The 6,948-nt window shown below is 71.4% G+C and carries 6 protein-coding genes; 3 read left to right on the forward strand and 3 right to left on the reverse strand.

What is annotated here, in order from left to right; translation table 11 throughout:
• Window positions 1–188: 188 nt before the first annotated feature.
• The 3 genes from VF665_RS12120 to VF665_RS12130 all read right to left on the reverse strand — a co-directional run bounded on the left by VF665_RS12120 (window position 189) and on the right by VF665_RS12130 (window position 3,128).
• On the reverse strand, window positions 189–1,460 hold the full coding sequence (locus VF665_RS12120; RefSeq protein WP_331053682.1) for a pyridoxal phosphate-dependent aminotransferase: 1,272 nt from the start codon (window positions 1,458–1,460) through the stop codon (window positions 189–191).
• Between the two features lie 274 nt (window positions 1,461–1,734).
• Window positions 1,735–2,757, reverse strand: coding sequence for a hypothetical protein (locus tag VF665_RS12125; protein ID WP_331053683.1), 1,023 nt, complete (start codon window positions 2,755–2,757; stop codon window positions 1,735–1,737).
• Window positions 2,758–2,837: 80 nt separating this feature from the next.
• Window positions 2,838–3,128: a hypothetical protein gene (locus VF665_RS12130; protein ID WP_331053684.1), complete on the reverse strand. Its 291-nt coding sequence runs from the start codon at window positions 3,126–3,128 to the stop codon at window positions 2,838–2,840.
• Between the two features lie 474 nt (window positions 3,129–3,602).
• On the opposite strand from VF665_RS12130, the gene VF665_RS12135 reads away from it, so the two are divergent.
• From VF665_RS12135 to VF665_RS12145, 3 genes are read left to right on the forward strand one after another with little or no spacing between them, the layout of a single operon-like run.
• Complete coding sequence (locus tag VF665_RS12135) at window positions 3,603–4,535, forward strand: M20/M25/M40 family metallo-hydrolase (protein ID WP_331053685.1); 933 nt, start codon at window positions 3,603–3,605, stop codon at window positions 4,533–4,535.
• Window positions 4,536–4,546: 11 nt separating this feature from the next.
• Complete coding sequence (locus tag VF665_RS12140) at window positions 4,547–5,293, forward strand: ABC transporter ATP-binding protein (RefSeq protein WP_331053686.1); 747 nt, start codon at window positions 4,547–4,549, stop codon at window positions 5,291–5,293.
• Window positions 5,290–6,930, forward strand: a complete 1,641-nt coding sequence (locus VF665_RS12145; RefSeq protein WP_331053687.1) for a putative ABC exporter domain-containing protein — start codon at window positions 5,290–5,292, stop codon at window positions 6,928–6,930. The genes VF665_RS12140 and VF665_RS12145 overlap by 4 nt, the downstream gene beginning before the upstream one ends.
• The last annotated feature ends 18 nt before the right edge of the window (window positions 6,931–6,948 follow it).

Below are 6,948 nucleotides of genomic sequence, written 5' to 3' on the forward strand. Positions count from 1 at the left end.
GCGCCTCGACCGGGCCGAACCGCACCGAAATGTCGTTGCCGTGTGCCCCCTCTCCCACATCCGTTCGTGGGAGAGGGTGGCGAGCTTGGGCGAGCCGGGTGAGGGCCACAAACCGCGGCCGCGCCAACCGCCGCCCTCCACCCGCATCCCTGATCCGCCGATCCGTCACGATCCGGGTGATCGCGCCCTTACGCCGGCGTCAGCGAGCGCAGAGCATCGGTGAGGCGCGCGAACATCGGCTCGATTTCCGCCACGGACGTCGCGCCCACGGAAAGGCGGAACCATCCGTCATCCTCCGGAAACCCGAACGCCTGAAAGTGCACCACGGCCAGCCCGGCCGACTCCAGCAGAAACCGCCGGATCCCCTCGTTGCTCCCCAGCACCTCGCCCGCCGGCGTGCGCCACCCGTGCAGCGCGAACCGGGCGCTCAGGTAAATGGCGCCCATCGGGGTGATGGCGTGCACGGGAAAGCCCTGCCCGCGCAGCACCTCGATGCCGTCGTACAGCGCGTCCAGCCGCTGCTCCACCCCGCGGCGCATCTCCTTGTGATAGGCCTTGATCTCGTCCGTGGCGTCCAGCAGCCGCGCCGTGGCGATCTGCTCCGCGCGCGGCGCCCAGGCGCCCACGTGCCCCAGAATGCTCGCCATCCGCGCCGTCACGTCCGCCGGGCCCACCGTCCATCCCACGCGCACGCCCGTGGCCGCGAACGCCTTGCTGGTTCCATCCACAAAAATGGTGTAGTCGCGCATGGCGGGGCGCAGCGTGACCGGGTTGACGTGCTGCGTGTCGCCAAAGGTGAGCATCCAGTACACCTGGTCGTACATCACGTACAGCGGCCGTTCGTCCGGGCCGCGGCGGGCGTTTTCTTCCAGCACCAGGTCGCAGATTTCGCCCAGCGCCTCGGCGGTGAACGCGGTGCCGCAGGGGTTCAGCGGCGAGTTGAGCGCCAGCAGCCGCACGCCGCGAACCGCATCTTCCAGCAGCGCGCGCGTGGGCAGGAACGCGTTCTCCACGTCGCACACCACGGGAACGCCGCGCGCGCCGCTCATGTGCACGTAGTGGTTGTTGTTCCACGAGGGAACGGGGTAGACCACGGTGTCGCCGGGATCCACCACGGCCGTGTAGACGGAGTAGATGCCGGGCCGCGAGCCGGCCGTGATGAGCACCGACTCCACCGGGTACTCCAGCCCCAGCCAGCGGTTCAGAAAGGCGGCGACGGCCTGGCGCAGCGGCAGCACGCCGTCCGACGGCGGATAGTTGGTTTCGCCCGCGGCGAGGGCGGCGTTGATCTCCCGCTCCAGAAAGGCGGGGATGCGGAACTCCGCGGGGGAAAAGTCGCCGACGGTCAGGTTGCAGATCTGCTCGCCCTGGGCCACCCGCGCGCGGATGTCGGCCGCGATCTTCAGGATTTCGGAACCCACCAGCCCCGAGGCCATCGTCGAAACACGTCCATCCGTCATCGCCCATCCACCGCGGTTGAAGGGAAAGCCGTCCCAAAGGGCGGCAAGCTAGTTCGGCGGCGGCGGGTACGACAGGTGGTCCGCGCGTTTGTCTCAGGTCCACCGCGAGGGGCGGCGTCCGTCAACCGCGTCTCTCACGGAGGTCACGGAATCCACGGAGGTCACGGAGGCTGCCCGCATACCGCGGGTCGGATGATGATGGAGACAGAAACCGAACGCGGCTCCGGACGAGGTGTCCGGGGCCGCTCGTTCGATGATCGTTTGATGGATGGAATCAGCGCGTGGCTTCGTCCAGCAGCGCCCAGACGGAGGCGGGCTCGCGGGACAGCACGCGCGACTGCCAGCCGGGGAGCAGCTTGTCGATGACGAGAAACAGCGCGAGCCCCTCGTCCTGCGACCACCAGCGCCCGCCGCGCCGGAGGCGGGCGAGCACGTCCTGGTCGCCCACGGAAAGGTCCGCGCGGCGCTGCATGACGCGGTACGCGGCCCACTGCGCCGGGCCTTCCATGGCCAGAAAAATGTCTTCCACCGCGCCGTACACCGAGTCCGGGCCGGTGAAGAAGCGGGCGCGGCGGGCGCGGGCGGCATCCAGCGCGCGCCGGGCCAAGGTGCGCGCCGTTGCGTTGTCCGTTGCGGTCGCCGCGGCGAACAGGAGGTCTCGCTCCGCCTCGTACGCGGCGCGGAACCCGTCGCGCTCGCCAAAGCGGTTCTGGATAAGGTCGTCCGTCATGTCCGCGGGGAGCGTGTCGCGCGCGGAAAGGCGGTCCAGCACGCGCCCCACCGCCGCAACCTGCAGCGTATGCGTCATCTCGTGCACGAACACGGCGTGAAAGAGCTGTTCCGGGTCGGGGTCCGACGCGTTGCGCGGATCACGTTTCCAGACCGGCACGAGCGCCATCACGAAAAACGTTTCGCCCCTGTCCCCGCGCGGCGCGGCAAAGGCCAGCCCCTGCGCCGGAACGGTGTCTCCGTTGGGAATCCACACCTTTCCCTGGTGGACCAGGGAGCGGACTGGAACGTCGTTTCCGTCGAAGCGGAACGTCTCCGAGGTCGCGGCCAGCCCGGCGTCGGCGGCGGGGTTCAGGTGCCAGGCGCAGGCGGTGTCAAAGAGCACGATCCAGGGAAGCGGCCGGGCGCCCTGCCGCAGGGACTCGCCGCTGGCATGCTGCCATCCGTCCAGCGCGGACTGGATCCACGCGCGGTCCGCGGGCGCGAGCGTGCACGATTGGGCGCGCAGGAGCGACGGGCAGGCGAGTGCTGCGGCGAGCAGCGCGGTCCGCAGGATCGGCGTCATCATGATGGTCGATGGCGTAAAAGGCGGTGGCGCCCCGGAAAGGAGGCGCCACCGCGGGTTGGGACGTACGGTCCGTCTGTGGATCAGGCGCGCAGGCGGCGCAGGCGCGTGTCCTTGGCGCCCGCGGCCACGCCGGTGCCCACGGCGGCCCCGAACAGAAGCGCGGTTCCACCGCCAATGAAGGGCAGGATGCCCACGACCGGGAGCGCGAGCGCAAACGCTCCCGCGGCGGCCACAAAGGGCGCGTAGCCGCGCTGCACGGCGTCCACGTACGCCAGGCGGCCGCGAACGAACTTGCGGGACTGCAGATATCCAAACGCCGTCACGGCGAGGGTCGCGGTAAGCGTGAGCACTGCGCCAATCATACCGAACATGAGCTGATCTCCGGTCCTGTGTGTCGTGTCCCAACCTCTCGAAAGCACCCTACGCGAGCCGCCGCCCGCGAGTTTCAACGGCAACGCAATCTCACACAGAGGCACGGAGAAACAGACGAAGCACCGGCGGCATCCACCTGGCCCCGCCCGGTTCCCCTTCTGCTGTTCTCTCTGCGGCTCTGGACCCCTGCGTGCTGCCGTTCCGTTCCTCCCCCGCGTCCTCCGCGTGAGACGCAGATCAGCGGAGCGGCAGAACGCGAGGCACGTTGCCGCTCACAGCGATGCCGGGCATATTGCACAGCGCCCCGCAGCGACATCATTCTCACGCGCGACCCCGTGCCCTTCATGCGCCGCCTTCCGTTCCGAAGGACCGCTCTCGCCGCGCTCGCGCTCTCCGCGGCCGCCTGCGCGCGCCCGCCCGCAACCATTCCGGCGCCCGCCACCACCACGGCCCCGTCGCCCGGAGCCGTGCGCGTGGACGACGTACGGCGCGCGCTCTACGACCTGGCCGCCGACAGCATGCAGGGCCGGCGCACGGGCACGGAGGGTGGAATGCGCGCCGCGGTATACCTTTCCGGACGCCTCCGCGCACTGGGTGTCGAGGCGGCGGGCGACATGGGCTACTACCAGGTGGTGCCCATCGAGGCCGACAGCGCCACGGGCCGCCTGCGCCTGACCACCGCGGACGCCCTCGCGCGGCTCCCCGCCGGGCGCGCGCGGCAGGCGTACAACGTGGTCGCGCGCATTCCCGGAACCGATCCCGCGCTGGCGAACGAAGCCGTCATCGTGGGCGCGCACTACGACCACCTGGGCATCGGGCGCGCGGAGAACGGAGACAGCATCTACAACGGCGCCGACGACGACGCCAGCGGCACCGTGGCCGTGCTGGAGGTTGCCCGCGCGCTGCGGGCCCGGCCGGCGCGGCGCACCGTCATCCTCTTCTTCGCCACGGGGGAAGAAGTGGGAATGCTGGGGACGCGCTGGTACCTGCAGCACCCGGTGGTCCCCATCGACCAGACGGTGGCCGGGTTGTTCGTGGAGATGATCGGGCGGCCGGACTCGCTGGCGGGCGGCCCCGGGCGCGGCTGGCTGACCGGGTACGACCGCAGCACGGTGGGCGCGTCGCTGGCCGCCGCGGGCGTTCCGCTGGTCCCCGACCCGCGCCCCGCGCAGAACTTCTTTGAGCGCAGCGACAACACGCCGTTCGCGCGAATGGGCGTTCCGGCGCACGTCATCTCCTCCTTCAACCTGCACGGCGACTACCACCACGCGGGGGACGAGGCGGAGCGCATCGACTACCCCCACGTCGCGGCGCTCACGCAGGCGGCCATCACCGCCGTGCGCACGCTGGCGGACGGTCCGCGCCCGCAGTGGAACCCCGGCGGGCGCCCCGCGGCCCCGCGCTGAAGGCAGAGCGAATGATCGACGTCCAAGGCTTCACCAAGCACTACGAAGGGCGCGTCGCCGTCGACAACCTCACCTTTTCCGTCCAAGGTGGCGAAATCGTGGGCCTCGTGGGTCCCAACGGCGCGGGCAAGACCACCACGCTGCGCGCCCTGGCGGGGATCCATCCGGCCACGCACGGGCGCATCCTGATCGGCGGGCACGACCTGGCGCGCGAGCCCATTGAGGCCAAGCGCCGCCTGGCCCTGATCCCCGACGAGCCGCAGCTGTTCGCCAGCCTGACGGTGTGGGAGCACCTGGACTTCACGGCCCGCGTGTACGGCGTCCGCGACTGGCGCGCGGCCGGCGAGCGGCTGCTGACGGAACTGGAACTGATCGACCGGCGCGACAGCATGGCCGACGAACTGTCGCGCGGGATGCGGCAGAAGGTGGCTGTGGCCAGCGCGCTGCTGCACGACCCCGCCGTGCTGCTGCTGGACGAGCCGCTCACCGGGCTGGACCCCCGCGGCATCCGCACCCTGTACGACACCATCCGGCGCCGCGCCGCGGCGGGGTGCGCTGTCATGCTTTCCTCGCACCTGCTGGGGCAGATCGAGGGGCTGTGCACCTCGTTTCTGGTGGTGCGGCAGGGGCGGCTGCTGTTTCACGGCTCGCGCGACGAGCTGCGCGCGCGGTACGCCGGCGTGCTGGGGGCGGACGCGTCGCTGGAAGACATCTTCTTTCACCTCACGGAAGACGCGCCCCACGGAGCCCCGGCGTGAACCCCGGGCTGTGGTACCTGGTGTGGGCGGGGGTCCGCGGGGTGTGGCGGCGCAGCGCCCGCCGCATGCAGACGTGGCGCGGCGTGATCACCACCGTGCTCGGCACCCTGTTCGCGCTGCTGATCGTGGGCGGGCAGGTGGTGACGCTGCTCACGGCGGCGGACGGCCCGCCCCCGTCGCACGCGGCCGCGGTGCAGAGCTACGGCCTCATCCTCTTCGTCTTTACGCTCAGCGCCGTGCTGATGGCGGAGGCCCCGTTCTTCTGGCCGCCGGAGGTCACCTTTCTGTTCCCCGCGCCGCTTGGCCGGCGGGAAACGATGGCCTACCTGTTCGTGAGCCGGGGCTGGGTGCAGGCCCTGTCCGGCGTGTACTTCGCCCTGCTGAGCATCCGGCTGGCGCCGCTCAAGTACGCGCCCTTCGTCGCGGTGCCGCTCGGGATGCTGTTCATCAACGCGGCGGCCATGCTCACGGCGCAGCTGCGCATCGCCGTGGGCGACCGCACGCCGCTGTGGATCCGGCGCGGCATCAAGCCCGTGCTGGGCGCGGGCGCCGTGCTGCTCCTGGTTTCCCTCTACCGCCGCGCGCAGGTGGTGGGCGGGGGGAACGCGGCGGCGGAGTTCCTGGCCTCGCCGGGGCTCAAGGCCGCCCCCCTTCCGCTGCGGCCCTTCGCGGAGACCTTTTCCGCCACGAGCGCGCTCGCCGTGCTGGGGTGGGGCGCCGCCGCGGCGCTGACGGTGGCGGTCACCGTGGCGGCGGCGCTGCAGGTGCCGGTGGACTACCGGGAGCGGTCGCTGGTGAGCAGCGAACGGCGGTACGCGCGGCTGCGGCGCATGCGGGCGCGGCGGGGGGGCGCGGTGGCCGCCGGGCCGCCGCGCAACCGGCGGCTTCCCGTGCCGCCGCTGGCCTTTCTGGGCCGGGCCGCCCCCCTGGCCCGCCGCCACCTGTACGAGCTGGGGCGGGGGCTGAACGCGCTGTTCGGCCTGGCCGTGTTCGGCGCGCTCACCTTCTTCTACGCCGTGATCCTCCCCGGGCTGGGGCGGGATTCGGGGGATGACGGGCCGCTGGCCGCGTCGCTGATGGCGCTCGTGGTGGTGTACCCCCTGCTGGCCAGCAACAACTTCACCCTCGACTTCCGGCGCGAGGGCGACCGCATGGCGTACCTGCGCTCGCTTCCGCTGGCCCCCTCCGCCGTGGCGCTGGGGGAGATCTTTACGGCCGCGCTGGTGATCGGCATCGCCAACCTGCTGCTGCTGGGTACGGCGGTGGCCTGGGCCGGCGGGGACGTGGACTCGCTCCTCGTCACCGTTGCCGCCGTCATCGCGCTTCCCGTGGCCTGGCTTGCGGTGGCGATGGAAAACTGGCTCTTTCTCCTCTTTCCCGTCCGCGTCTCCGGCGACGGGACCGTGCAGTCCGGCTTTGCGGCCAAGCAGATCCTCAAGATGCTGCTCAAGCTGTTCGTTCTGGCGCTGCTGGGCGGCGCGGCGGGCGGGGCGGCGTGGGTGACGGCGCTGGCCGCGGGGCGCATTGCCGGGGCCGCCGCGGCCGCGCTGGTGGTGATTGCGGGATGCGCGGGGTTCACGCTGCTGGTGGGGCGCGCCTTTCTTTCCTTTGACCTGACCGTCGATGCACCCGATTGAACGGACGCGCCGCGCGGG

This window comes from Longimicrobium sp. (genome assembly GCF_036387355.1).
Taxonomy (GTDB): Bacteria; Gemmatimonadota; Gemmatimonadetes; order Longimicrobiales; family Longimicrobiaceae; genus Longimicrobium.

Excerpts from the sequence above, each read along its gene's own strand:
- VF665_RS12130 (WP_331053684.1), bottom strand. The coding sequence starts at position 3,128 with ATGTTCGGTATGATTGGCGCAGTGCTCACGCTTACCGCGACCCTCGCC.
- VF665_RS12120 (WP_331053682.1), bottom strand. The coding sequence starts at position 1,460 with ATGACGGATGGACGTGTTTCGACGATGGCCTCGGGGCTGGTGGGTTCC.
- VF665_RS12140 (WP_331053686.1), top strand. The coding sequence starts at position 4,547 with ATGATCGACGTCCAAGGCTTCACCAAGCACTACGAAGGGCGCGTCGCC.
- VF665_RS12125 (WP_331053683.1), bottom strand. The coding sequence starts at position 2,757 with ATGATGACGCCGATCCTGCGGACCGCGCTGCTCGCCGCAGCACTCGCC.